Below are 25,259 nucleotides of genomic sequence, written 5' to 3'. Positions count from 1 at the left end.
AATTGTGTCCAGATGAAACGGTTAGATTAGCTTTTCAATACTCGCCCCAGCTCTTTACTTCCAGGTTAAGGGGATCCTTATTGATGATCGCTTCGGCAAGTCTCATTGCCAGTTGGCGGTTCGTAATAAGGGGAATCTTATAATCAACGGCAGTTCTCCTAACCAAATAATCATTTGTTAATTCATCCTGCTGAAAATTTTTGGGAATATTGATAACAAGATCAATCTTATTGGATTTAATAAGATCAACTGCATTTGGACTCTTCCCGCCGGAGGGCCATTCTACTTCTTCAGCCTCAATTTTGTTTGTTTTCATAAACTTCGCGGTGCCAGGGGTAGCATAAAATTTAATTCCTAGTTTCACAAGCTGACGAGTTGGTTCTAGTAATTCAGATTTAGATTCAATTGTACCCGAAGAGACTAAAATAGCCCGGATTGGAAAGCGGTAGCCTACGGAAGTAAGAGCTTTTAAGAATGCTTCATCAAAATCGCGACCTAAACAGGCAACTTCGCCTGTTGATGCCATTTCAACGCCTGTCGTTGGATCGGCACCTTCAAGACGGGTAAAGGAGAACTCCGGTGCTTTGACTCCAACGTAATCGTAGGTAAATGTAAAATATTCCCATTTCTCAACTTTTTTCCCGATGATTACTTTTGAAGCAATTTCGATAAAATTTTTCTTTAGTGTTTTTGAAACAAACGGAAAACTTCGGGATGCACGCAAATTACATTCAATTACTTTTACACGATTATCTTTTGCTATATACTGAATATTGAATGGTCCGTTAATTTTAAGCGATCTTGCGATATCCGCGGAGATTTGTTTTATCTGCCTCATTGTTTCCAGATAAGTTCGTTGTGCAGGGAGGACTAATGTGGCGTCACCAGAATGCACTCCGGCATTTTCAACATGTTCTGAAATTGCCGAACAAACAATCTCACCGTTTTGCGCGACAGCATCAAATTCTAATTCTTTTGCATTAACTAAAAATTTTGAAATTACGACCGGATGTTCAGGAGAAACATCAACTGCTTTTTGCAGAAAACGAGTTAGTTCGATATCATCTGTTGCAATTGCCATTGCCGCACCGCTTAACACGTAAGACGGACGAACTAGTACCGGGTAACCAACTTTATTTGCGAACTTTAATGCATCATCTATTTTGCTAAGTTTACTCCATTCCGGTTGTTCAATTCCGAGTTCATCTAACATTGCGGAAAACTTACTGCGGTTCTCTGCTTTATCAATTGAATCCGGAGAAGTTCCAAGAATTTTTATTCCGATGTTATGAAGTTTTAATGCAAGGTTGTTAGGGGTTTGTCCGCCCATTGAAACAATAACACCGCGCGGATTAAGGGCATCGTAAATTTCCCAAATTGTTTCTGTTGTTAGTTCTTCAAAAAATAAAGTATCAAACTGATCATAATCTGTGCTGACTGTTTCGGGATTACAATTTATCATAACTGTTTTGTAGCCCATCTCACGTAAAGTTTTTCCAGTAATTACGCAACACCAATCAAATTCTACCGAACTTCCAATTCTATAAGGACCGGAGCCGAGAATTATTATGCTTTTCTTCAGATTGAATTCGAAATCATGCGCAGAACAATTGTAAGTAAGATAAACATAATTCGTCTTGGCAGGATATTCTGCAGCGAGAGTATCTATATGCTGAATGAACGGATGAATATTGTATTTCTCTCTCAACAGATAAACATCATGAGCATCTTTTCCAATTACGTTTGCAATTTGGCGGTCGGAAAAACCATGCTGCTTTGCTTCAAGTAATAATTCTTTGGAAATTTTTTTCTTTGAAACAGTCAAATGATTTTCAATATTAACAATGTTCTGAATTTTATGGAGAAACCATTTATTTATATGCGTTAATGAATGAACCCAATCAACAGAGTAGCCTTGTTTCAAAGCTTGAACTACGGCAAAAATTCTTTCTTCTGTTGGATTGCGAAGTGCTTCTTCAAGTTCGTCGAACTCAACTTTTATTCTGCTTGCGGTTAATCCTTCAACACCAATATCGAGCATCCGCATTGCTTTTTGAATTACTTCTTCAAAATTCCTTCCGATAGCCATCACTTCGCCGACTGACTTCATCGAAGAACCAAGCTGACGTTTAACAAGGCGGAATTTTTTCAAATCCCAGCGTGGTACTTTTATAACAATATAATCAAGCGCCGGTTCGAAAAATGCTTTTGTTGTTTTTGTTATTGAGTTAGGTAATTCGTGAAGTCCATAACCGAGTGCAAGTTTAGCTGCTACGAACGCTAATGGGTAACCGGTTGCTTTCGATGCAAGAGCTGAACTGCGGGAGAGACGGGCATTCACTTCTATAACCCGGTAATCTTGAGAGTTAGGATTTAATGCATATTGAATATTGCATTCGCCGACAATTCCAAGGTGACGAATTGTTCTTATTGCAACTTCACGCAGCATGTGGTATTCATTATTTGTTAATGTCTGGCTTGGTGCAACAACAATGCTTTCCCCGGTGTGAATTCCCATCGGATCAATATTTTCCATGTTGCAGACAGTAATGCAATTGTCGAATCGGTCGCGTACTACTTCATACTCAATTTCTTTCCATCCTTCAAGATATTCTTCAACCAAAATTTGTGAAGAGTAGGAGAGTGCTTTTGTCGCAAGTTTTCTCACTTCATTTTTATTGCGGCATACTCCCGATCCCAATCCGCCAAGCGCATATGCAATTCTAATAATAATAGGGTATCCAATGTTTTTCGCGAATTCAACAGCATCTTCTACCGAATTAACTGCATTACTTTGGGGAAATTTTACATCAATCTCAGAAAGTTTGTTGCAAAATAATTGTCGGTCCTCAGTATTTTCGATGGCTGAGATTTGTGTACCGAGAACTTGTACTTTATATTTTTTTAATATGCCTTCACGGTGAAGCGCAAGTCCGCAGTTGAGCGCTGTCTGTCCGCCGAATCCCAAAATGATTCCATCTGGTTTCTCTTTATCTATTACTTTTTCAACATAATTTGTGTTGATTGGAAGAAGGTACACTTGATCAGCAAGGTAATCCGAAGTTTGAATTGTAGCAATATTCGGATTTATAAGAATAGTATAGATGCCTTCTTCTTTCAAAGCTTTAATTGCTTGTGAACCGGAATAATCAAATTCTCCTGCTTCGCCTATCTTAAGTGCTGAACTTCCGATAATTAAAACTCTTTTGATTTTATTTTTCACTTCACATCCTTCAAAAATTCATCAAATATAAAACCTGTATCAACGGGACCCGGCATTGCTTCCGGATGGAACTGGACACTTCTGAAGGGAAGTTTTTCATGTATAACACCTTCATTTGAATAGTCGTTAAGATTTTCAAACCATGGCTGCCAGCCGCGGGGTAAAGATTTTGTGTTCACGGCAAAACTATGATTTTGCGATGTGACGTAACATTTGTTGGAACCAACTTGATTTACCGGCTGGTTCTGACTCCGGTGACCGTACTTTAATTTGTAAGTCTTTGCACCTGCTGCTAGAGAAAGTATTTGATGCCCCATACAAATTCCTAATGTTGGAACTTGTTTCCGTATTAGCTTTTTTGCGGAAGCAACAAGCTGCTTGTAAACCACGGGATTGCCCGGACCATTTGAAATAAGAACACCATCATAATCTTCTTTATCAATATCATAGTCATATGGAACTCGTAATACAGAAACTTTTTTCATCAGGAGATTTGTAATAATACTTTTCTTGCATCCGCAATCAATTAATAATATTCTTTTTTTTCCGGTACCATAACTTTCAACTTTATCAATGGTTACCTTTGAAATAAGATTTTCAACATCGGGATTGTAATAATCAACTTCTTCTTCTCCAATTACAATTTTGCCTAACATTGTACCGTGCTCGCGTAAAATTTTTGTAAGCCGGCGGGTATCAATTCCGTAAATTCCCGGAACGGCAAAACGTTTTAACCAGGAATCAAGACTTTCGATTGAATTCCAATGACTGAAGGATTCGGATACTTCTGAAACGACCAATGCCTGTACCTGAATTCGGTCCGATTCAAAATATTTTGGTAGATCTTTTTCCCATGAGGCAGAACGAGTTGAATCTGATTTTGGGTAATGAGTTTTTTTTGAGATTAACAAATTATCGGCAAAGCTAGTAGGCGGAATTCCGTAATTACCAACAAGCGGAAAGGTCATTACAAGTATTTGCCCTTTATAAGATGGATCGGTTAATGTTTCCGGGTATCCTACCATTCCTGTGTTAAATACTACTTCACCGGCAATTGACTTACAAGCGCCAAAAAGTTTTCCTTCAAAAATATTTCCATCTTTTAAAATTAATCTTGCAGTCTGTTTGGTCGGTGTTTTTTTGATCAATCTTTTAAGCTCCTATCAATCTTTTCTGGAATAAATGGAAGGAAGAGGTTCAAAAATGATGCACGAAAGTATAAAAATTCTATGAACACACAAAACCATTTCTTTTAACAACGGACTCAATTAACTTTTGTCCTCTATTATTCCATTGAATGTTTAATGTTGTTACCATAAGTTGAAATCAAAATTTTGGAGATGCTGATTGAATAATTCTACTACGACTCATTCTCGACTAGACCATTTCATACCAATGCATTTCATTACCATAATTTTTCTTTTCTTTATTTCTTATAGTATTGTTGATGCGCAGGAGAGAGGAATTCTCCGCGGTTTTGTTGCCGATTCTTTGACCGCCGAAGCTCTTCCATATGCAAATGTTATAATTAAGGAATTAAATAGAGGCGCGACAACGGATTCCCGCGGTTTCTTTGTAATGGCTTCTCTCCCGAATAAGAGATTAACTGTTTTAATTTCTTATGTCGGCTATAAGGCAAGACAATTTGTTGTTGAGATTGAACCGTACGTTGTAACTAATTTGCGGGCTCTTCTTCCATCAACAAACATTCAAATGAAGACGGTTGAAACAACAGGTGAAAGAGTTGCTAAAGAAAATGCGACAGATTTAAGTCTTCAAAGAATTGCAATCCGGGATCTTGAAAATTTACCTAAGGGAGTTGAACTGGATATTTTCAGATCATTACAAACTATGCCCGGTGTACAAACGGGTGGTGATGTTTCAGCCCGCTTTTATGTGCGCGGCAGTCCGAGTAATGAAAACCTGGTTCAACTTGATAACACCACTATTTATAATCCGTACCATGCATTAGGAATTTTCAGTGCCATTGATCCGGATATGATCAGTTCTATGGAATTTTACAAGGGAGGATTTCCGGCAGAATTTACTCACCGCTTGTCATCAGTTCTTAAAGTGAATACTAAAGACGGCAATAAAAATTCCTTCGGGGGAAAAGCTTCCATCAGTTTACTAACTGCAAAACTTTTTTTGGAAGGACCTATTCCTTCCGGTTCATTTATTATTAGCGTAAGAAAAAATTATTCTGATGTTATTTTAAAGAAATTTAGAAATAACAATTCAATACCGGCAGATTTTTATGATCTCTTTGCAAAAGCAACTTATTCGGATAATTCATTTTTACAAGATGCCAAATTTTCCATCAGCATGTTCAATAGCGGTGATAAAATTATGAATAATAACCCGCTTCGCGAGGACTTCAAATGGAATAATAGAACACTCGATTTCAATTATTTTCAGGTTTCGGATTCGCCCCTTTTTTATCAATTGGATCTTTCCTATAGTTCTTTCGACGGAGAAAAAATTCCTAATCTTAGCGGAGCCAAAGGGCTGAAAAACAACTTGACCGATTTTACAATGCGGCTTGATTTCAATTATGTGTATGACAGCAAAGATGAATTAGCCGGCGGGTTTAAGATAACCGAAGTCCATACGGATTTAACATTAGAAAATTTTAGAGGACAAGCAACAAATACAAGTACACATGGAGTTAATGTAAGTGCTTATGTCAAATATAAAATTTTGAGAAGTTCAATGTTCGGAGCTGATATTGGCGGAAGAGCACATGCAACGCGTTTTGCCGGAGGCGGCTCCTCGGTCTTTCTCGAACCAAGAACCAGCTTTACTTTAAGATTCATTCCCGAAGTAGCTCTTAAAGGTTCCTGGGGTATTTATATGCAAGATTTAGTAACTATCTCGGACGAAAATGAAGTAGTCTCCATTTTCGATCCGTGGGTCATAACACCTCTGTACTTAAGTCCATCAAGTGCTATTCATTATATAGGCGGATTGGAAATTACGCCGTCATACAACCTTTCTTTTAATTTAGAAGGTTATTATAAAATTATGCACGATTTGGCAATCGTTAACGATCAAAAATATTTTGAATCTGATCCCGATCTTATTGCCGGTTCCGGTAAAGCATACGGAGTAGAGTTTGAAACAAAATACCAATTTGATCCATTCAAGTTTACCGGCTCGTATGCATGGATGCGCGCATTTAAGGATGTTAGAGGAGTTGTTTATTCACCGCGGTACGATTCCCGCAATAATGTAAATTTATCTTTGGAAGCTGATTTTGGCAATGGCTGGGCTGCCAGCGCCGTGTGGACTTACACTTCCGGACTTCCGTTTACTCAAATAGCTGGTTATTATGACCGTCTAACAATAGATCAACTCTCGGATAATAAATTTTTACTTGATGCTTATAATCCGTTCGTATTACTTGGCGATATGAATACAGGTCAGCTGCCGGATTATCACCGTTTAGATTTGAGTTTGTCAAAGAAGATTCAAATAAATCGTTTGAAGATGTATATTGATGTTAGTGTGTTAAATGTTTATAACAGGAATAATCTGTTTTATTTCCGAAGGGATACCGGCGAAAGAGTAAACATGCTTCCATTTTTGCCGTCAGTTAATTTCAAGGTGGAGTTATGAGAAAATTATTTCTCTTTTTATTTATAGCGCTGAATATAATTGTAATCATTTCTTGTGACGATAATGTAAATCCCAAAACTGACTTCAGAGAGGTTTATGCATTAAATTGTGTTATAAGAGGAGACACATCATTTCAGGTAGCGACAATAACAAAATCTTATAATGTGAATGGTTTCGACCCATTAACAAATTCAAATGATCCATTTATTAAAGGGGCAAAGATAAAATTAATATATGAAGGTACCGGAGAAACATTTTTGTTCCGGGATACAACTCTTGTTCGTCCGGCAGGATCCCGATATACTACGCCAATGAGTTATTATTACATCAAAAATTTTAAACCAGCTTTTGAAAGTCCCATAACAATTGAAGCAGTTTTGCCTAGTGGAAAAGTGTTGACCGCAAAATCAACTACTCTTTTTATCTCGCGTTATGTTATAGAGGATAAATTTTATAATATACCCATTGCTACTTTAGGAGATTTTATAAATTTCTCATGGACCCCAGTAACTCAATTTACAAAAAATGCTCAAATTTATTATGTGCCTGAACTTGTAATTGCATATGCTAAAATTGAAAATGGAGTTCAAGTCGAACTTCAAAAAAAGGTTCCACTCAAATATATCTGGGGAGATAATGGGGAAATTCCTATTTATCCATCAATTCAAAGTAATGTTACAAATGCCATTTTCGATACTTTGACTATTAGAAGATCTTTAGAAGAAATTTCTACCGGCGATCCTAATAAACAAAATTACATTATTCATAAAGCAATATTCCGTTTACTTATAGCTGATAAGAATCTAGCATTTTATTATGCAGCGCAAAAAACATTTCTAGATGAATTTTCAGTTAGAGTAACTCAACCCGAGTTTACCAATGTTAAAGGAGGATTAGGAATTTTCGGAACTCTAAATTCAACACAAATTGATGTTCCGATAAGACCAGCTTACGTCAAAACTTTTGGTTATAGATCTTTCTGATTTTACAAATATGAGTTTAGTGATATTCATTGTCTAAAATATTTTTTGTACTGATCTATTTTTCGTTTGATCGTTTTCTTATCTCTGGTGGTGTGATAAAGAACAAATTGAATTATTCCGTAAATCAATATGTTATAATTGCAAAGATTCGGTACTAAGAAGTTTTCCGGCTGGTAATTTCTTGGTACACTTTGAAGCTAAGGGAGCGTTTGATCGCTCCCTTTATTATTTTAAAAGAAACTTATCGTGAATTAAATGAAGCTCAGGCTAACTTTTTATATTTTAGTTTTTAGCATACTAATTATACTTCCGGCTTGTGCGTCAGCTCCCCGTTTTACAACTAACGGTTCACGTTTCGATGACAGAACGCCTTCCCGATTTGAAAATCTTAACCAGTACAAGGATGCAGAGGTATTGGAAACCGTAATCGGGGTGGCCTCCTATTATGCAGATAAATATAACGGACTAATTACATACAACGGCGAAGTTTATGATATGTACGGTCTAAGCGCCGCACATCCAACATATCAAATGGGAACTGTTGTGAGAGTTACCAACCTATCGAATGATAAGAATGTTATCATTAAAATTAACGATAGAATGCCATATCGCCCGGACAGAATAATTGATCTATCCCTGGGAGTTGCCAAGGAACTCGATATGCTGATTGTGGGTATTACGGAAGTAAAAGTTGAGGTGCTTGAGTGGGGAACCGGAAAAAAATAAAAGATTGCATCTTTCTTCACGCTTTATCATCATATATAGTGGTAATATAAAGAGTAATAAAAAATGATTATAAGAAAAGTTTTACCGGTTTTTGGCGGGGCAGCAATAGGGTTTTTGTATTATTATTTTATTGGATGCCGGACTGGAACTTGTCCAATTTCAAGTAATCCATATATTTCCACCTTGTATGGAGCTCTTGTAGGGGCAATTTGGCTTATTCCATCCAAGAAGAAAGTCGAAGAGGAAAAAAAATAGCTTCAAGAATTTTAATTAATTATTATTTTTGCATCAAATTAATCGCGAGGAAGAAATGTCACAAAAAGAATCCACTGAGAAAAATAAATTTGTCGGATTGACCAAAAAACATAGAAGCTGGATTTACACTGGTTTTTTTATAGGCGTAATTATTTTATTGTTCATCTTTAATAACACAGATTATTTATTTGGAAGAAGTGAAGAAAACGGTCCCTATCCGCCTAATTATGTTCCGAGTGCGCAAAAATCATCTGCACTCGCACCAGATTTTACGCTTCCTACAACCGATGGTAAATCAATTAAACTTTCCGATCTAAAAGGTAAGGTAGTAATTGTAGATTTTTGGGCAACTTGGTGTCCGCCGTGCCGCAAAGGAATTCCCGATTTGATTTCTTTGAAGAAAAAATACGGCACAAAAGGATTTGAAATCATCGGGGTTTCGGTTGATACTGAAACCAAAGACGAAGTAGTTCCATTCATAAAAGAAAAGGGAATGAATTATCCTGTGGTCTATGGTAATATGAATGTTTATCAGCAGTACGGAGGAATTCGCGCAATACCAACTTCTTTTGTAATTGATAAGCAGGGAAAGATTGTTGCTTCTTATGAAGGATTAATCCCAATATCAACGTATGAAGGTCATATTAAAAAATTGTTATAAATCGATTAATTGAATTGAAAAAATTGGGCAAGGGCAAGAATATTCTTGCCCTTGTTCATTTTATATTTCTAGTGATGATGATCGAAATCTTGATGAAGATTTTCTCTAACTTCTAGATAATCGGCAAACTGATTTAGTAATTCCCAAGAATAAATTCCAAAATTGTATCCATCTTTCCATTTGATTTGAATCGCATAGTTTCCAACCGTTTCAATCTTTTCTATTTCGTAAGAATCCGGTTTTAACGGCTCTTGTTTTTGCGGCGCATAATGTTTCCATAAAATGGTTTCTCCTTTATTGCCCGCATCGGGAGTTTCATCCCGTAAAAATTTTAAAGGGTATTTTATTACTTTGCCGTTATCCCATGTTACCTCAAGGAATTCCTGCTTGTATAATTTTATTTTTGTCGGTGTGCTCATATTTTTTCTTGATTATAAGAATGAAAAATTAAATATAAAATTAACTTATCACTTCTTACCTTTCATATTATTGATTTAAAATAATAGGTAACCCGTTTTTCCCGCTTCCAATAATAACAATTTTAGCGTTAGTAGAGTTCGATAGCTTTTCGGTTGCTTCAATACCTTTCCACTGCAGATAATTTTGGCTGATACCTCTTGCAACAATTTCTTGAAAATCAGCAATACCCTTAGCTTCGATTCGCTTACGATCTGCCTCCTGTTCTTCTTTTTTCAAAACAAATTGCATTTGTTGACTTGCTTGTTCTGCTTGAAGTTTTTGCTCGATAGATGCAGTGAGCCCAGCTGGTAAAATTATTTGTCGCATAGGAGCGGATTCTATGGTTATTCCTCTTGGACCAATTAACTTTTCTAATTGATCTTTCATCTTCATTGATAACTGTTCACGAGATTCTGTGTAAAGAGCTTTCGCTTCGTATTCGGAGGTTACGCCGCGGACAACCGAGCGGAATTGCGGAACTATAATAATTTCCTCGTAATTCTCTCCAACAGTTTTGTAAATCTTTGATGCATTTTCCGGATCAAGACTGTAGAGCAAACTTATCTCAAGCTGAACGCTTAGTCCCTCTTTTGACGGAACATTCATAGTCTCTTTTAATTCTTGAGTTTTAATACTGAACTTGATCACGTTAGCTAATGGATTAACGAGGTTAATACCAGATTTTAGAGTCGTATTGCTAACACTTCCAAGGAAATCAACAACGCCAACAGTTCCAGCAGGAACAACAGTGAAAATTTGAACCAGCACAAGAAGACTTCCAATTGTAACTCCGATCAGCGAAAACTTTGATTCCTGAATTCTCCCACTTTTTTTTGAATTGATGTAGATCAATACCGATACGGCAAGTAATATAAACGCAAGTATGAATAACATATCTCCTCCTTTTCCCATTTTAATTAATTCGCTAACACTATCTGTCTTTGACGGTGAAGTTAAGAAAAAGAAAAGGAAAAATGTGGATAGAATATTGATCCAATTCATGAATGATTTGCAATATCCTAGATGTAATTATTATTCTACAATACAAAAATTTTTTTTTCGAATGATATAACCGTTTTGCTTGTGAATCGTTGAAAGAACAAATTTTAACGGTGAGAGATTTCAGATTAAGCTGGAAATTCAATTCTAAATTCCGAACCATTATTAACCAATATGTTCAATTTGCCATTCATCTGCATAGACATCATTTCAACTAATTTGAACCCTAACGTATTTGAGCCGGAGATATTAAATTCTTTGGGTAAACCAACACCGTTATCCTTTACGATTAGACAATATTGATTGGCTTTTTTAGATAAAGCTATCCATACCATTCCGCTTTCTTTGTTCTTGAAAGCATATTTAAAAATATTTGAAAGAAGTTCGTTAATAATTAACCCCATCGAAATTGCTTTTTCCGGTTCAAGTCTAATGGTGTGATCTATTTCTAAGTTTATCGAAACATAAGCTGATCCGGTTATATAGCTGGATTGAATATAACTTACCAATCTTTGTACGTAGCTGTAAATATCAATTTCAGAAATAGTTTCCGACTGATATAATTTTTCATGGATTAAAGCCATCGAACGAATTCTGTTCTGGCATTCTAAAAAGATTTCGGTGACTTTAGGTTCATTAACAAGTTCAGATTGAAGAAAGAGCAAACCGGAAACAGTCATAAAATTATTTTTAACTCTATGATGGATCTCCTTCATAAGCATATCTTTTTCGACAATGGTTTTTTTCAGCTGAGTTTCGATTTTAACTCTTTCTGTAATATCAAAAATGTTTAGAACAATACCCTTTATGATCGGGTCTGATATCATATTCTTACCTGAGACGCGTACGTTTGCCCATTCACCGTTCTTTTTTAAGAACCGTAATTCGATTGATTTTGTTGAGTATGGTTTCTGAATTGCCTGAGTAAAGGTGTCAATAACTATATTTACATCATCGGGATGAATGAAATCAATTGCACTTCTTCCAATCACTTCTGCTGGTTCATACCCAAAGTTTTTTTTGCTCGAGGGGCTTTCGTAAATTATATAGCCTTTCTCGTCCACTACAGTTATTACATCAACGGAATTTTCAAGGTATGATCTGAATTTTTTCTCACCTTCGCTTAATACTGCCTGTGCTTTTGCTTCCTCTTCGGCTTTTCTTTTATACTCAGCATATTTAGCCGTTTGACCGGCAAGTGTAATTACCAGAGGAGCAAGAAGGGCAACTATAAATAGTGCGTCAATGGTTCCAATAAGGATTAATTCAAAAGACCAGAAATGCCACCAGATAATACTTTGGATGCTATTAAGCAGAAATGTAAAAAGCTCGGCAGCGATCAACGTTCCGATTAACAATTGCCATTTTTTTAAAGAAAAGAGAGCGTTAAATTGTCTTAAAAATCTTTCATTTTTGAATAATTTTTCGAGTAAAAAGTTCACTTAGAGCTCAAGATTTATAATACACCAATTCATTATCGGACTAATCTTCGAAAAGTTGAGGGGAGAAATGATCTTTGCCAAATATTAATTACCGCTTCACGAATGGCTCTTTTTGAACTTCTATGAGTTTGGGAATAAATCAATCAGGAGAATAATTCTATCAAGTCATTAAAGATTTTATAAACTTTACCGGTGCCGGTTTAGTGTTTGATAATTTTATTGATGTGAGTAATTTTTTCTTAACCTCGTCAACTTTCTCTTTTTTATCTGTAAAAAGTTCTGCAATTAGTTCTCCTTTTTTAATTCGATCTCCAATTTTTGGATAGAAAATAATTCCCGCTTTCATATCAATTTTATCTGTCATAGCCATTCTTCCGGCGCCAAGTTTCAGCGAGGCCATTCCGATTTCATAATTATCTGTCGATTCAAGAAATCCATTTTTATCTGCAAAAAGTTTTTCGTGAATTTTAGATTTCGGATATTTCTCAGGTTGTTTCAATAATGAGATATTTCCGCCTTGAAGCTGAACCATTTTTAAAAATATTTCGAATGCCTTACCATTATCAATCATTGTTTTTGAAATCTCAATACCTTCTTTGATGGATTTAGCTTTTCCTCCAAGAAAAATCATAGCGCCGGAGAGATTCAAAGTTATTTCAAGTAAATCGTTAACTTTTTCACCTTGCAAAACTTTTACAGATTCATAAATTTCAAGCCAGTTGCCAATATAATTTCCAAGCGGCTGATTCATGTCCGTAATAAAACCGATGACTTTTTTATCAAAAGCCTTTGCGGTGTTGATGAGCGAAAGTGCAAGTTCTTTTGAATCTTCCAGTCTTTTCATAAATGCACCGCTTCCGGTTTTAACATCTAGAACAAGTCCGTCAATTCCTTCCGCTAATTTTTTGCTCATAATGCTTGCGGTGATAAACGGAATTGATTCAACCGTAGCAGTAACATCCCGTAATGCGTAAATCAATTTGTCTGCTGGAGCGATTTCTTTAGTCTGCCCAATTAATACAACCCCGCATTTTCTAATTACGTTTTTGTATTCACTTAAATTAAGATTGGTTCTGAATCCAGGGATTGATTCGAGTTTATCAAGTGTTCCGCCCGTGTGTCCAAGTCCGCGACCGCTTATCATCGGCACTTTTATTCCGGCCGCTGCAGCAATCGGTGCAAGTATCAATGAAGTCTTATCACCAATACCGCCGGTTGAATGTTTATCAACTTTTACACCGGGTATGGAAGAAAGATCAATTACCTTTCCGCTGTAAAGCATTGATTTAGTTAAAGCCGCGGTCTCTTTTTCATTAAGACCATTTAGAAATCCGGCCATTAAAAATGCGGAGAACTGATAATCCGGTATCTTTCCATTTGTCAGGTTTGAAACAAGAAATTCAATTTCTAAATCGCTTAATATTTTTCCATCTCGTTTTTTTCTAATTAATTCAACTGGATTCATTTTTAATTCCTAAGGTTAAGATTGAGAAAAGTACTAATAGGCAAAAATTTTAAACTAGTGACTTTTCATTGAAACTCTTACTCAATTTCCATTAACTTGCTATCAAAAATAATAATCTTAAACAGAATCGAGGCAAAAATGTTTGACTCTAACTACAAATTTACTTGTGTTGACCGTTTTCTGAAATACGTAAAATTTGATACTCAATCGAACGAAGACTCAACAACTTTTCCTAGTGATCCAAAACAGATTGAACTTAGCAAAGTTCTGGTTAAAGAATTGAAACAGATCGGAATGAAAAATGTTGAAATGGATGAATTCAAATATGTTATGGCTACATTACCTTCTAACACTTCTAAAAACGTTCCTACCATCGGTTTTATAGCCCATGTTGATACATCACCTGCAGTAAGCGGGAAAGATGTTAACCCGGTCATTCACAAAAATTATCAAGGCGGAGATATTGTTCTAACCGGAGATCCAACTAAAATTATTGATGCGGCAGGCAATCCTGAATTAAAAGATATGATTGGATACGATATAATAACAACTGATGGTACAACGCTGCTTGGTGCAGATGATAAAGCCGGTATAGCTGAAATTATGGATGCGATGAATTATCTCATCACTCATCCAGAAATAAAACATGGAACAATTCGCGTCTGTTTTACTCCCGACGAAGAAGTGGGACGCGGCACGGAAGAATTTGATCTTAAAAAATATGGCGCAAAATACGCTTACACAATTGATGGTTCAACTCGCGGTGAAGTAGAAACAGAAACATTCAGCGCCGATGCTGTTGTAATTAAGTTTAACGGTAAGAATGTTCATCCGGGTTATGCAAAAGATAAAATGATTAATGCTGTCAAAATTGCCGCACGGTTTTTAGAAATGCTTCCTAAAGATTCTCTTTCACCTGAAACAACAGAGAAACGGCAAGGTTATGTTCATCCAACTCAAATCAATGGTAACGAAACTCAGGCAGTAATAAAATTCATCATTCGAGACTTTGAAGCTGGTAAATTAAAGGAGTATGAAAGTTTTTTAAAAGATCTTTGCCAAAAAACAGTTGCACAATTCCCAGGTTCAACTCTGGACTTTGAAGTGATTGAACAATACCGGAATATGAAATATGTGTTGGATCAGAATCCAATGGTTGAAGAAAACGCACTTGAAGCATTGAAGCGTCTTGGTATAAAACCAATTCAATCAGCAATTCGCGGCGGAACGGATGGTTCACGTTTGAGCATTATGGGCTTACCAACTCCAAATTTGTTTGCAGGCGGTCATAACTTTCACGGATTCTTAGAATATGTTGCCGTTCAAGATATGGAAGCTGCTGTCAAAATGATTGTAACACTTGCAAATGTGTGGGAAGAAAAAGCGTAAGGGAAAAGGAAAAAACGAAAAATGAAAAGTAGGAAAAAAGAAAAGATAGAAAGAGTAATTTGATGTAACTGGAATTGATGATATTGCATGTTAATTCTAAATTTATATTTTTATTCATTCATCTAATTATGTGAATAAATAATGCCAAAAAGACTTAAGAGGGCAACTGATGTTGCCCTTGCTATAAATATCTTTCTCTTCATAATCAAAGCAATCGTTGGTATTCTATCTAATTCCATCGCAGTTATTTCCGAGGCATTAAATTCATTTACGGATATTCTGGTTTCAATTGGAATTAAGATTGCGGTAAATATGTCGCATGAAAAGCCGGATTCAAAACATCAGTTCGGTCATAACGCAGCCCAGCCGATTGCGGCTTTTATGCTTTCTGTCTTCGCGTTTGTTGTCGGAATCAATATTATTGAAGAATCGATAAAACGCTTAATTGAACCGCAGGTGATTCATACAATTCCCGCTGTATATGTTGTTCTGATAATTACGGTCATCATAAAAATTTTATTGAACCGTTATCAAGTTCGTATTGGAAGGATATTTAACAGTCCAGCGGTACGCGCAGCATCCGTTGATAGCATCAATGATGTTCTTGCATCTTCTATTGCATTGATTGGTGTAATTGGCGTGGCTTTAAATTTTAAAATGGTAGACAGCATTGCAGGCATAATGGTAGCGATGTTTATCTTCAAATCCGGGTACGAGGTAGCTAAAGAAAATCTTGATTACCTTATGGGCCGTTCCGCCAATAGAGAATTTACAGAGAAAATAAAAAATCTAACTCTTCAAATAAACGGAGTGAAAGGGATTAATGATCTTCGCTCTCATTATGTGGGAGACAAATTCCACATCGAAATTCATGTTGAAGTAGATAAAAACAGTTCAACTAAAATTTCTCACGATATTGGAAATGAAGTAAGATATACGCTTGAAAAAATTGAAGAGGTTCAGAAAGTTTTTGTACACGTGGACCCGGTTTAATTAATGTCTTCTGAATGTAACAATTGCATATTTTATTTTAGACTAACTAACGAAATCCCCAATCTCTGAATGAAGAATCTATAATTATTTGTATTTTTCTTCTATAAAAATAAAGAGTAGTTCAATGACCGAATTAAAAAAGATGACGCTTCTACATGTTCTGAATAACAGTGCTGAAAAATTTGCTGACCGTCCTGCTGTTTCGTTTGTAGATAGAACTAAAATTACTTACCGGGAATTTAAATCAAAAGTAGATTCTATCTCATCCTTTCTCAAAGACGAGGGAATAATTGCCGGAGACAAAGTTGCAATTCTTAGCGAGAACCAGCCGAATTGGGGAATAGTTTACTTTGCCATTACAACGATGGGCGCAATTGCTGTTCCTATTATGACGGAATTTAATTCTACGGAAGTACATCATATACTTCGCCATTCGGAAAGTAAAGCAATCTTTGTCTCGGCAAAATATTTCAATAAAATTGAAGATGCGGATGTTGATTCTTTATCGACAACGGTTTTATTAGATGACTTTTCTGTTATACCTGCTAATACAAAAAATGATCTTTTAAAAGAAGTGATTTCAGGCGGTAAAAAAGAGTTTGCAAAAATTAAAGAAGCGGCTCTTAAATTCGTTGGTTTGCTGCCAGGCGAAGTTGAAGAAGAAAGCATTGCCTTGATACTTTATACAAGCGGCACTACGGGACATTCGAAAGGAGTGATTCTAACTCATAAAAATATTGTCTCGGACGCACTCTCAACTCTTAATATGGTTCATGTTGATGCCAACACAAGAATGTTGTCAATTCTTCCTCTCTTCCATACAATTGAATCTACTCTTGGATTAGTAATCCCGATCATTCAAGGTGCTTCTGTAACATACTTGGATAAACCGCCGACTGCCGCGGCACTCCTTCCCGCGCTAACAAAAGTAAAACCAACCGTTATGCTGGCTGTTCCGCTTATCATTGAAAAAATATTCCGCAATAGAATCTTGCCGGAATTTAATAAGAAAGCAATCGTACGAGGTCTTTATAAAATCCCAACCATAAGAAAACGGTTACATAAAATTGCCGGCAAAAAATTAATGCAAACCTTTGGTGGAGAATTGGAAATGTTTTGTATAGGTGGTGCGTCGCTTGCTGCAGATGTCGAAAGGTTTTTGAATGAAGCTGGATTTCCTTATGCAATAGGTTACGGTTTAACCGAAACTTCTCCGCTTGTAACGGGCACAAACCCCCAAGGTGTACGGCTCCGCTCTGCCGGAAAAGTTATGCAATGGATGGAAGTAAAAATTGATAACCCGGACCCAAAGAATGGAGAAGGTGAAGTTCTTATTAAAGGTCCGAATGTCATGAAGGGCTATTACAGGGATCCCGAAAAGACAAAAGAAGTTTTTACTTCAGACGGTTGGTTTAAAAGCGGCGATCTTGGTGTGATTGATAAAGATGGATATCTCTTTATTAAAGGAAGATCCAAAAACGTTATTATTGGCCCTAACGGCAAAAATATTTATCCGGAAGAGATCGAATCAATCATAAACGAATTTCCTTACGTTGCAGAATCATTAGTGATAACTAGAGGCGATCAACTTATTGCAAAAATATATCCGAACTTTGATGAAATTGACCTGGAATATAAATTACAACGGTTGACTGAACCAAAGGCACGAGAGATCATTAATAAAATTTTTTCCGATCTACTTGTACAGATCAACCAAAGAGTTAACACATTCTCGCGTATCAATAAAATTATTGAACAGCGAGAACCTTTTGAAAAAACTCCGACTCAAAAAATTAAAAGATATCTTTATGTGGAATGAATTTGATGACCGATTCTAGATGCTTGATTCTTGAAACTTGCGTCCAGAATCTGTTATTACTTTTTCTTAAACAATAATTGATCTTTCTTGGGAAGACTAGCGACTATCAGTTCATATGAGTGATCAATCCAACTTAGAATTTCTTTATCGGGAATGGAACCATCTAAGAAAATTGTATTCCAGTGAATTTTATTCATATGATAACCCGCTGTAACAGCACTATATTTTTCACGTAGCTCTACAGCATATTCCGGATCGCATTTTAAGTTGATTGTGTACGGCGGAGTTAAATTTGCAAGACAAAACATTTTATTCATTACCTTAAAGACAAGAACCTCTTCTCCAAAAGGAAATCCTTCAGAAGTCATTTTCTTCTTTATGCAGTAATTGCGAACCTTTTCTATGTCCATTATTGTTCTATAAGTAATAAATAACGGCTTGAATTTAGCATTATTTTTTTGAAACTAAACTTGTATTTTGGTGTAAGATAATCCAAACTTATAAATCCTGGAAAACAGATGAAGAAACTACTTGTAATTATTGTTCTCTTTGTGCTATCATCGATTAACAATGCACAAAATCCGAGTGAAGTCTTAGCTAAGGATCATTCAATAGACTCGAATAAAGTTGTATTACCCGATGAAACATATAGACGTGAATGTCAGGTTATTACACAATTTCTTTCGTTTTATCATTACAAAAAGCAGCCGCTTAACGATTCTGTTTCGGCCGTAATTTTCAAAGAATACCTTGAAGCTCTGGATAACAGCAAACTTTACTTTATTAAAAGCGATATTCAGAAATTCGAAAAGTATAAAACACAAATGGACGATTTTTTGAAATCCGGAAATTTAGACCCTGCTTTCGAAATATTTAACGTCTTTAAAAAACGTTTAGCTGAAAGAATCAAATATGTTGATGAGCTTCTCAAACAAAAATTTGATTTCACGGTAAATGAATCTTTTGCACCAGATCGTGAAAAAGCCGACTGGGCAGAATCAAGCGAAGAACTTGATGAGCTATGGCGGCTGCGTATTAAAAATGATGCGTTGAATATGATTCTTGCTGGAAAGGATTGGACAAATTCACAGGATCTTTTAACCAAACGGTATCATAACTATCATAAAATAATTTTACAATATGAAACAGAGGATGTCTTTGCTTTATTTATGAATGCTTTTACTCGAGTCTATGACCCGCATACCGATTATTTTTCCCCTTCGGCATCAGATAATTTTAATATAGCTATGAAACTTTCTCTTGAAGGAATTGGTGCAACATTAAGACAGGATGGTGACTACACTGCCGTTGCAAGTATTGTCCCCGGCGGCCCAGCATATAAAAGCGGACTGCTTCATGAAGAAGATAAAATTATTGGGGTTGCTCAAGGTGATGGCGGTGAAATGGTTGATGTAATTGGATGGCGATTAGATGATGCAATTCAATTGATTCGAGGTAAAAAGGGAACACTGGTTCGATTGCAAATATTAAAAGCGAAAAATAGTCCTAGCGATCCTCCGACAGAAATTAAAATTGTACGCGAAGAAGTAAAACTTGAAGAACAAGCTGCGAAAGATGAAATAATAAACGTCGAAGAAAACGGTACAAACTTTAAACTCGGCGTTATTAAACTCCCGTCTTTCTACACGGATTTTGAAGGTCAGCAGAAAGGGAAACCCGATTATAAAAGTACAACACGCGACGTAAAGAATCTTTTAAATAAATTAAAAGAACAAAAAGTTGATGGAGTAATTTTGGATTTAAGGAATAACGGCGGCGGATCGCTTCAAGAAGCAATTCAACTTACAGGATTATTCATAAAAGATGGCCCGGTTGTACAGGTAAAGAATTCGACAAATAATATTGAAATTGATCAGGATCCCGACCCAAATATAATTTATGATGGTCCCTTAGCAGTTATTGTAAATCGTTTTAGCGCTTCTGCTTCTGAAATTTTTGCCGCGGCAATTCAAGATTACGGAAGAGGATTAATTCTTGGTTCAAATACATATGGAAAGGGAACTGTTCAAAACATGATTGATCTGAACCGCGCGATTCAAGTTCCAAATAAAAAATTGGGACAGCTAAAACTCACATTTGCAAAATTTTACAGGATCAATGGAGGCACTACACAACTTTTAGGAGTTAAGCCTGATATTGATTTTCCGTCACAATTTAATGCTAAAGAGTTCGGTGAAAGTGGTCAAACGAGCGCTTTACCGTGGGATCAAATCCCTTCTGCACAGTTCAAAAGATTTTCCGATCTTTCAAAATCTTTTCCAATTCTTCAAAAAAAACATGATGAGCGGATAAAGAAAGATCCCGAGTATCAGTATTTGCAGCAAGATGTTGAGGAGTTTACAATGAACCATGAGAAGAAAGAAATTTCTTTGAATGAAACTATTCGCAGACAAGAAAGGGATGAAGCCGAATTGAGACGGAAGCAGAGAGAGGAAGAGCGTGCAAAAACCCTTGGAATTAAGATAGAGGAAAAGAAGGAAGTTCCAACGCCGGGTACAAATGCTAGCGATTATGAATTGAAAGAGAGCGGAAGGATTTTGGCGGATTTAATTTTATCTAAAGTTGGATAACTTTTTTTACTCCCCTTTCATTTTTGGAAGGGGAGTTTTATTTAACAGATAAGCCGATGAAAACAAACGCCATCCGGATATTAGAATCTCAAAACATTTCTCATACTGCAACTGAATACGAATCCAATGAAGAAGAAATTGATGCAATCTCGGTAGCTCATAAAATTGGAGCCGAACCGGAAACAGTTTTCAAAACTTTGGTTGCGAGAAATGAAAAGAATGAACCCTTAGTTTTTGTTATTCCCGGTAATTTTGAATTGAATTTGAAAAAAGCAGCAGTTGCAAGCGCCAGCAAAAAAATTGAAATGATAAAAGTAAAGGAATTGCAGCCGTTAACAGGTTATATACGCGGCGGATGTTCTCCTATCGGCATGAAAAAATTATTTCCAACGTTTATAGATGAAACTGCCCAGCTTTTTGAAAAAATTTACTGCAGCGCCGGTGTTCGTGGTATACAGATAAATCTTGATCCGACTGATTTGGCCCGGATAACTAAAGCAATATTTATTGATCTGATTTAAAGTGTCAAAATAATTACTCATCAGCCCAACACCCTTCAGACACCAGTCCCAAATTCAAATCGTCTAACTTGCACAATAAAATAATTTTTGGAGGAGCTTTGAAGAATAAATATTTACTTGTTTTATCTCTCTTAATTTCATCGGCGGTCTATGCTCAAATTCAAAAAAGCAGTTCTACACCGATCAGTTTTTTATCTGATAATAATCATTCATCTGTTTACAATGAAACACCCGTTGTATCAGCCCCAGAAGCAAAATATTTTTATAAAACCGGCGGTTCAATCCGATCAACACCTGCCGTCTTTCAAAACAAATTGTTTTTTGGAAGCGGTGACAAAAATTTTTATTGCCTCGATGAAAATTCGGGAAATTTATTGTGGAAATTTAAAACCGGTGGCGCTATAACTTCATCTCCCGCCATTTCAAATAATAAAATTTATTTTGCAAGTAAAGATGGATTTCTTTACTGCCTGAAATACCTTGACGGCAATGAACTCTGGAAAATTAATCTTGGAAATGAGTTACCCTACAAATGGGAATTTGACTACTATCTTTCAAGCCCAACAATTTATAATGGAGTTGTCTATATCGGAAGCGGTGACGGCAATTTATATGCGGTAAATTCTGAATCCGGAAAATTATTGTGGAAATTTTTCGTTGGATCAAGAGTCAGAAGTACACCTGCTGTAGCCAACGGAATTTTATATTTCGGAGACATGGCTGGTAAGCTCTATGCATTGGACTTAAAGTCACAAAAGCCCAAGTGGATCTTTGAAACATCCGGTGCAACAATTAAAATAGAAGATTTTGGCTTTGATAGAGCGGCGTTTATTTCTTCACCCACAATTCATGAAAATTATATTTTGATTGGAAGTAGAGAAGGATGCCTTTATTGTGTTGATATGGAAACCGGAAAACTAAACTGGAAAGACGATCAAAAAATGTCGTGGGTTATTTCAACTCCGACAATATTTAATGAAAATGCAATTGTGGGAACTTCAGACGGACATTTTGTAAAATCATTGAATATTAAAACCGGAACCGAGATTTGGAGATTCAAAACCGCAACACCAGTCTGGACTTCTATAGCAGTGGCAGGTAATGTTGCCTACGGAGGAGATTATTCCGGCAACTTTTTTGCATTGAATGTAGAGACCGGAATTAAACTTTGGGAATTCAAAACCGATGATAGAATTCACTCATCACCAATTATTCATAACGGCGTGATTTATTTTGGTTCCGACGACGGTTATCTTTATGCAATCAAAGGTTCTCCAAAAAATTCAGATCGATTGCAAAAATCAAAGAAAGCTGTTTATTGGGAAGAGTCAAAAGGATTCAACTGGTTTCAGAATAGATCCGATGAAATAATAAAAGATTTTTTCGTAAAAGAAGGATATGAATTAGTTGACGGGAATAAAATAAAATTGTTCATGGAAGAACGGTTAAAAGATAAATTACCGAGTGCAATTATTTTTGCTAGGAACGATTTTCCAACTTCTATTCATAATGATTCTACAAAAAGTGATTTACTCCGCGAATATCTCAAAGGAGATAATAAAGTTGTTCTTCTTGGAGAAAACCCATTGGCATATATTAAGAATAAAGATGGTGTTGTCACTGAAGTCGATTATAGAAAAGCCACTAAATATTTTGGAATTGAATACGGCGGCGAATTAACAGATGCCATGAAAGGGTTAATTCCTTGTTATGTTACGGAAGATGGAATTAAAGCCGGCTTGAAGGGTTTCTGGATTCCAATGGCAGCCGTAACCCCGGATCAGGTTACCACCGTCTATGCAAAAGATGAAAATGGATTTGCTGCCTCCTGGTTAAAAAATTATGGCGGACCGAAAAATTCCGGTTTAGTTCAACTTTGGGTTAATAGGCAATTGCCGGTTTCACTACCAATGATTAAAAATGCAGTTGAATTCGGAATGCAGTAATAATTCTGATTAGGATTGCGTGGTTTTTAATATTGGAAGATTTTTCTTAAGTTTGCTATCAAAATTAAGGGAGAAACGCCATGGCAAAAACCCAATCGTTTGGTGACAAGGCAAAAGGCAAAGTAAAATCAACAGTTGTTAATGTCAAGTTTATTAAAACAGTTAAATCCGGCAACAGCTATAAATTTCAAGAGAAGTTTGTAAAGCTAGACGACATTAGCAAAGTAACAACACTTAAATAAAATTTGTTGCTACAGACAAAAAATCCCGCTTAAGGCGGGATTTTTAGTTTTAAACTGATAACTCTGTTAATCGGCTGAAACCACCTCAATAGCTGGGTTTATTTCACGCCTCAATAGATTCTCAATAGCTACCAGGGTGCCTCTAATTGAGCTAGGACAGCTGCCGCAAGCCCCTTGGTAACGAATCTTGAGAGTTAATCCCTCCATGCCGGTAACCTCAAGTCCACCGCCGTCGCCAGCGAGTGCCGGGCGAACACGCTGATCTAAAATCTCATTTACCTTTTTTAGAAGTGCGGTTTCTTCTTCGCTGCTTATTTGTGAGGCAACATTTTCTGCAGGTATCAATGACTTATCAAAATTTTTGATAAACTCAACAAACGGACGCTGAATTTGGCCCCATGCAACCTTTGCTTCTTTTTCTATAGTGATGAACTTGTCCATATAGAAAACTGAAACCACACCTGGAATTTCGAATATACCTTTAGCAAGCGGATCGTTCTGAGCTTCAACTTTTGTTTTAAAATTGCGTGTTTCCCGGTTCAATAATTTTTCGTTTATGACAAACTTTAGAGCCTGAGGATTTGGTGTAAGATCTACATCTTGAACTTGTAACATTATATTTCTCCCTTTCTTCGGAACTCAAAATCTTTATCGTTAGTTCCATACTGGAAAATTAACTAAAATATAGTCTCGTATACAACAGCAATAATTAATGGATACTATGCGCCAAATTGCTGCAGGTGATGATCTACATGCTTGTACATCAAGCGCGCCCACTCCTCTTTACTTAGCTTACCGAAAAATGAGTGCGGATTAGTTGTGCATTTTGCTTCTCCGCCTTCGTAAAATGATTGTATTAGACCTAGTAATTTTTCTTTTTCATTTCCGAAACTTTGTGGATTTGAAATTTTAAAATCTGGATTTGTCGGTCCATTTCTTTTAAGAGGCACTTCATTTAGAAAAGATGTTTTGAAAAATCGTCCTATCAATTTACCGATGAAAGCCTGAGGATAATCTTTTTCACCGGTTGCCGCCTCAACAGTTGCCGAGCAATGTGCGAGCATCTGATCAACATTCATCTTTCCCCAAAGTCTTTGTGTATTTGAAGTTAGTTGATTTATTCTATTGACTAATTCATCAAATGTTTCTTTTTGGAATAAGGTCTTCATGGCGTAACATATTTACTTTTTATTATTTATTAACAAAACAAATTCGCCTTTGAGGTTTTTTTCAGAAACAATTTTTAGAATGCTAGAAACCGTTCCCCGGAAAAATTTTTCTGAGGGAAGTGTAAGATCAAAAGCAACAACTGTTTGAACAGATGTGCCGAATATTTCCGAGATGTCTGTTAGAATTGCTTTTAATCTATAAGGGGTTTCCATTAGTACAATCATCTCTCTGACGTTTTTCAACTTCAGCAATTCCGTTTTACGAATATCGCTTTTGGGCGAAAGCCAGCCGGCATAATAAAATTTATCAAGATTAAAGCCGGAACCTACGAGAGCAGGTAAAAGTGAACTCGCTCCCGGTACCGGAATTATATCAATTTTGGCAGCAATGCACATCTGTACAAGAAGATGTCCCGGATCAGAAAAAAGGGGAGTGCCGCAATCTGAAATTAATGCAGCGGATTTACCGGAAGAAATTTTCTCAAATAGCTCTCGTGAAGATTCTTCCTGGTTATGTTCGTTAAGTGAGAGAAGTTCTTTTTCAATTTTGAAATGAGATAAAAGCCGTCGCGCTTCTTTGAATTCTTCACAGATAATAAAATCAACTGAGTTAAGTGTACTCAGTGCACGGAGTGTAATATCTTCGTAATTGCCGATTGGTGTGGAAACAATATAAAGTGTTTTTAAATTATTAGTCATTTTTAGATATAATAATCTTTGAAACTAAAGACCTCGAAACAAGTTCGGGGTGACAACGA

Annotated in this window: 22 protein-coding genes; 12 read left to right on the top strand and 10 right to left on the bottom strand. The window is 36.3% G+C overall.

The genetic code is table 11. From position 1 onward, the window contains the following. Positions 1 to 34 precede the first annotated feature (34 nt). Positions 35 to 3,223, bottom strand: a complete 3,189-nt coding sequence (gene carB / locus NTX65_07775) for a carbamoyl-phosphate synthase (glutamine-hydrolyzing) large subunit (GenBank protein MCX6169221.1) — start codon at positions 3,221 to 3,223, stop codon at positions 35 to 37. Continuing rightward, entirely contained in the window at positions 3,220 to 4,371 is a 1,152-nt protein-coding gene (gene carA / locus NTX65_07770) for a glutamine-hydrolyzing carbamoyl-phosphate synthase small subunit (GenBank protein MCX6169220.1), read from the bottom strand. Before carA ends, carB begins: the two co-directional genes overlap by 4 nt. Before the next feature lie 199 nt (positions 4,372 to 4,570). On the opposite strand from carA, the gene NTX65_07765 reads away from it, so the two are divergent. The 5 genes from NTX65_07765 to NTX65_07745 all read left to right on the top strand — a co-directional run bounded on the left by NTX65_07765 (position 4,571) and on the right by NTX65_07745 (position 9,466). Next, the gene (locus NTX65_07765; protein ID MCX6169219.1) at positions 4,571 to 6,841 is read left to right on the top strand and encodes a TonB-dependent receptor; all 2,271 of its coding nucleotides are present in this window, start codon (positions 4,571 to 4,573) and stop codon (positions 6,839 to 6,841) included. Continuing rightward, positions 6,838 to 7,824, top strand: coding sequence for a hypothetical protein (locus NTX65_07760; protein MCX6169218.1), 987 nt, complete (start codon positions 6,838 to 6,840; stop codon positions 7,822 to 7,824). Before NTX65_07765 ends, NTX65_07760 begins: the two co-directional genes overlap by 4 nt. Positions 7,825 to 8,079: 255 nt before the next feature. After that, positions 8,080 to 8,550 (top strand): septal ring lytic transglycosylase RlpA family protein, encoded by a 471-nt coding sequence (locus tag NTX65_07755; GenBank protein ID MCX6169217.1) that lies wholly within the window; start codon positions 8,080 to 8,082, stop codon positions 8,548 to 8,550. Positions 8,551 to 8,613: 63 nt separating this feature from the next. Then, entirely contained in the window at positions 8,614 to 8,805 is a 192-nt protein-coding gene (locus NTX65_07750) for a DUF6132 family protein (protein MCX6169216.1), read from the top strand. Between the two features lie 55 nt (positions 8,806 to 8,860). Then, complete coding sequence (locus NTX65_07745; protein MCX6169215.1) at positions 8,861 to 9,466, top strand: TlpA disulfide reductase family protein; 606 nt, start codon at positions 8,861 to 8,863, stop codon at positions 9,464 to 9,466. A gap of 68 nt (positions 9,467 to 9,534) precedes the next feature. On the opposite strand, the gene NTX65_07740 is transcribed toward NTX65_07745, so the two are convergent. From NTX65_07740 to NTX65_07725, 4 genes are all read right to left on the bottom strand, one after another. Next, a complete protein-coding gene (locus tag NTX65_07740) occupies positions 9,535 to 9,885 on the bottom strand; it encodes a DUF971 domain-containing protein (GenBank protein ID MCX6169214.1) in 351 nt (116 codons plus the stop codon). A gap of 67 nt (positions 9,886 to 9,952) precedes the next feature. After that, positions 9,953 to 10,927, bottom strand: a complete 975-nt coding sequence (locus NTX65_07735) for a prohibitin family protein (protein ID MCX6169213.1) — start codon at positions 10,925 to 10,927, stop codon at positions 9,953 to 9,955. A gap of 125 nt (positions 10,928 to 11,052) precedes the next feature. Next, a complete protein-coding gene (locus NTX65_07730; GenBank protein ID MCX6169212.1) occupies positions 11,053 to 12,366 on the bottom strand; it encodes a PAS domain S-box protein in 1,314 nt (437 codons plus the stop codon). Between the two features lie 160 nt (positions 12,367 to 12,526). Beyond that, a complete protein-coding gene (locus NTX65_07725) occupies positions 12,527 to 13,831 on the bottom strand; it encodes a thymidine phosphorylase (GenBank protein MCX6169211.1) in 1,305 nt (434 codons plus the stop codon). A gap of 138 nt (positions 13,832 to 13,969) precedes the next feature. Here NTX65_07725 and pepT point away from each other — a divergent pair, with 138 nt between their 5' ends. The 3 genes from pepT to NTX65_07710 all read left to right on the top strand — a co-directional run bounded on the left by pepT (position 13,970) and on the right by NTX65_07710 (position 18,032). Next, the gene (pepT, locus tag NTX65_07720) at positions 13,970 to 15,220 is read left to right on the top strand and encodes a peptidase T (protein ID MCX6169210.1); all 1,251 of its coding nucleotides are present in this window, start codon (positions 13,970 to 13,972) and stop codon (positions 15,218 to 15,220) included. 141 nt (positions 15,221 to 15,361) lie between these two features. Next, on the top strand, positions 15,362 to 16,213 hold the full coding sequence (locus NTX65_07715; GenBank protein ID MCX6169209.1) for a cation diffusion facilitator family transporter: 852 nt from the start codon (positions 15,362 to 15,364) through the stop codon (positions 16,211 to 16,213). A 124-nt stretch (positions 16,214 to 16,337) separates the two neighbouring features. Then, positions 16,338 to 18,032, top strand: coding sequence for an AMP-binding protein (locus NTX65_07710; protein MCX6169208.1), 1,695 nt, complete (start codon positions 16,338 to 16,340; stop codon positions 18,030 to 18,032). 56 nt (positions 18,033 to 18,088) lie between these two features. On the opposite strand, the gene NTX65_07705 is transcribed toward NTX65_07710, so the two are convergent. Further along, a complete protein-coding gene (locus NTX65_07705) occupies positions 18,089 to 18,442 on the bottom strand; it encodes an MmcQ/YjbR family DNA-binding protein (protein MCX6169207.1) in 354 nt (117 codons plus the stop codon). Positions 18,443 to 18,550: 108 nt separating this feature from the next. Here NTX65_07705 and NTX65_07700 point away from each other — a divergent pair, with 108 nt between their 5' ends. The 4 genes from NTX65_07700 to NTX65_07685 all read left to right on the top strand — a co-directional run bounded on the left by NTX65_07700 (position 18,551) and on the right by NTX65_07685 (position 23,332). Beyond that, a complete protein-coding gene (locus tag NTX65_07700; GenBank protein ID MCX6169206.1) occupies positions 18,551 to 20,623 on the top strand; it encodes a carboxy terminal-processing peptidase in 2,073 nt (690 codons plus the stop codon). 56 nt (positions 20,624 to 20,679) lie between these two features. Further along, a complete protein-coding gene (ybaK, locus tag NTX65_07695) occupies positions 20,680 to 21,144 on the top strand; it encodes a Cys-tRNA(Pro) deacylase (GenBank protein ID MCX6169205.1) in 465 nt (154 codons plus the stop codon). A gap of 98 nt (positions 21,145 to 21,242) precedes the next feature. Beyond that, positions 21,243 to 23,090 carry a PQQ-binding-like beta-propeller repeat protein gene (locus tag NTX65_07690; GenBank protein ID MCX6169204.1) on the top strand — a complete coding sequence of 616 codons (1,848 nt, stop codon included), beginning with the start codon at positions 21,243 to 21,245 and terminating at the stop codon, positions 23,088 to 23,090. Positions 23,091 to 23,170: 80 nt separating this feature from the next. Beyond that, positions 23,171 to 23,332 (top strand): hypothetical protein, encoded by a 162-nt coding sequence (locus NTX65_07685; protein ID MCX6169203.1) that lies wholly within the window; start codon positions 23,171 to 23,173, stop codon positions 23,330 to 23,332. Positions 23,333 to 23,398: 66 nt separating this feature from the next. Here NTX65_07685 and NTX65_07680 read toward each other — a convergent pair whose 3' ends face one another. The 3 genes from NTX65_07680 to rsmI all read right to left on the bottom strand — a co-directional run bounded on the left by NTX65_07680 (position 23,399) and on the right by rsmI (position 25,200). Beyond that, positions 23,399 to 23,947 (bottom strand): NifU family protein, encoded by a 549-nt coding sequence (locus NTX65_07680; protein ID MCX6169202.1) that lies wholly within the window; start codon positions 23,945 to 23,947, stop codon positions 23,399 to 23,401. A 104-nt stretch (positions 23,948 to 24,051) separates the two neighbouring features. After that, positions 24,052 to 24,501 carry a DUF1569 domain-containing protein gene (locus NTX65_07675; GenBank protein MCX6169201.1) on the bottom strand — a complete coding sequence of 150 codons (450 nt, stop codon included), beginning with the start codon at positions 24,499 to 24,501 and terminating at the stop codon, positions 24,052 to 24,054. A gap of 12 nt (positions 24,502 to 24,513) precedes the next feature. Next, entirely contained in the window at positions 24,514 to 25,200 is a 687-nt protein-coding gene (rsmI, locus tag NTX65_07670) for a 16S rRNA (cytidine(1402)-2'-O)-methyltransferase (protein ID MCX6169200.1), read from the bottom strand. Between the last annotated feature and the right edge of the window lie 59 nt (positions 25,201 to 25,259).

Source organism: Ignavibacteriales bacterium (genome assembly GCA_026390795.1).
Lineage (GTDB): Bacteria > Bacteroidota > Ignavibacteria > Ignavibacteriales > Melioribacteraceae > Fen-1258.
This window is presented reverse-complemented; position numbering and strand designations above follow the sequence as displayed.